Source organism: Colwellia sp. MB3u-4, from assembly GCF_014077065.1.
Lineage (GTDB): Bacteria > Pseudomonadota > Gammaproteobacteria > Enterobacterales > Alteromonadaceae > Cognaticolwellia.
Genome location: NZ_JACGVE010000071.1, coordinates 1 through 2,019 on the forward strand (window position 1 = coordinate 1; position 2,019 = coordinate 2,019).

Genomic DNA, 2,019 nt, shown 5'->3' on the forward strand with positions numbered 1-2,019 from the left:
CGGTGCTTATTCGAAAAAGTGATCAAAACGTTTTCACACAGGCTGAGCCATAAGCGGTCATTGAGTTATTGTGAAACCATGATCATATTCAGGTTGATTTTAACCAAAATACTCAACTTGTTTATGGGGCTGGTTTAAGCTCAAAGCCGCCAGTCGCATTTCGTTTCTGAACGCTAACTTTTGCCACCGTATAGACATTAACATCAAGTGACTAAAATTGAATTTAGATTAGATTTTGTATCGATAACGAGGCTGTAGAATAACTCGTTAATTATGAATTACCCTATAAAATAGGGGTACTAAATGCATTGCCTGTATCGAGTTAATCGTCTACGGTTCGATACAGGAGTACAAAATATTAGTCGTTTTGGCTGAATTAGTTATTCTACAGCCTCAACGCCCTATTAAGGGGCAAATTGTAGTTGGCTAAAATGTGTAGCGGAGCGGAACTAGCCAACTGTACTTTGGCATAGAACACCTCATCTTTAGTTAGATTTTGGTGTCCGTTAAAGCGGGGGAAGATCATTTTCCGTTTGATGTTCTTGTTATAAGCCACTTGCTACCAAGCTTAACGGTTTTGTAATTACTGAACTTAACCAATTAAAACCAGAGAATTTTGTAATTAACCAATAGATTAACACTAAATTAATTAATAAGAATATAAAAAAGTAAACCTGAGCTACTTTGTAATTACCACCAATTTTGAAACCATTTTTAGGAACAAAAGTGGAGGTAAAACCAAGCAATGAATATCCCAAAGACCACAGAATAAAAAATGCAATATCCAATGTGATTTGAGCTGAGTGCGAATAAGCTAAAACGACAAAAGAGATAGCCATGAATGCACGATATAAAGAAGGTAAATACTCAGTAGAGTACTCACCCAAATCATTGGGATCTTGGAAGTATTGTTGATCTTGTTTTTCAGCAAAAACAAAACTAGCGAGTAAGCAAAGATAGATAAATGAATGAACACCCAAACCCAGTTCGATTAAAACACCGATAACGAAAAACGCCACTAAAGCCCAGAGGTTCACTTGACGATTTTCTATTTTTAGGATTCTCGAAACGACCATGTTAACGCAAAACTTCCTGTGGCTTATAACGCCTCGTTAAGCGGATAAAAATGGTTGGCTATAATCGCGAAGCGATGGCCAACTGTTTTTATTCCGTTTAAACGACTTATGTGAATTTTTTAGCTAAATCAATAGCTTCATTTAGGTACGGATAACTACCACTCCATCTAGGATGGTTTACTCTGAAGCAATGTGTATCACCTATTTTAAAGTGCCACAATCTTCTTGGAGTTATTACTTTAATAGTTTCATGTTTAAATGTTTCTTTTATAAAAAAGTCTCTGCCTGAACCCACAGTGAAAATTACAACATCGGGTTTTAATATTTCAAATTGAGCCTTTAAAAGTAAAGATGATAACTCTTGTATTTGAGGAAATAATTCCGACTTTCTCGGACTCTTTTCTTTAAAACTCATACAGAATTGATTAGACCATACAGCTGAATTTTTAGGATTAGAAGATGTTGGATTTAGAGTTTTAGATGCTTTTTTATAAAACTGGCGAAAGCGTGATTTCTTAGGCTCTTTATAATTGAAATTTACTGACGCGTTCATTGAGTCAACTATAGATTCGAGATCAGTATTATAACCATTCCTTATTTTACAACTCCTCTTTCTCCAACCTCTAGTCTCTTGTCCTATAATCATGACCTTTCTACTCGCAGAAAAATAAGACTCCTCAGGTTTTGCTAAAAAAACACCTGATAAATGTTTATCTGAATATATTTCAGAAAAATCAAACTGATTTAATATTTCCTGATATCTTTTTTCTAAAAGCTTAATTGGATCAACACTAGACATTTTAAACTCCATATTTACATAACGAGCCTGTAGAATTACTCGTTTTTATTATAATTATTTAATCAAAATACTCTAACTGGATTATTTTCTTTTAACAATCAAAAACGTTTACGTTTTTGGCGATTTTAATTTTTGCATTGTTAA

At 33.9% G+C, this 2,019-nt stretch carries 2 protein-coding genes; both read right to left on the reverse strand.

Annotated features, from left to right (window positions below):
• Nucleotides 1–545 precede the first annotated feature (545 nt).
• Nucleotides 546–1,076 (reverse strand): hypothetical protein, encoded by a 531-nt coding sequence (locus tag H4J61_RS05160; protein ID WP_182184235.1) that lies wholly within the window; start codon nucleotides 1,074–1,076, stop codon nucleotides 546–548.
• Nucleotides 1,077–1,182: 106 nt separating this feature from the next.
• Nucleotides 1,183–1,875, reverse strand: a complete 693-nt coding sequence (locus H4J61_RS05165; protein ID WP_182184236.1) for a hypothetical protein — start codon at nucleotides 1,873–1,875, stop codon at nucleotides 1,183–1,185.
• Between the last annotated feature and the right edge of the window lie 144 nt (nucleotides 1,876–2,019).

What these genes read in the sequence shown, in the direction of transcription:
- H4J61_RS05160 (WP_182184235.1), bottom strand. Translation starts at nt 1,076, where the DNA reads ATGGTCGTTTCGAGAATCCTAAAAATAGAAAATCGTCAAGTGAACCTC.
- H4J61_RS05165 (WP_182184236.1), bottom strand. Translation starts at nt 1,875, where the DNA reads ATGTCTAGTGTTGATCCAATTAAGCTTTTAGAAAAAAGATATCAGGAA.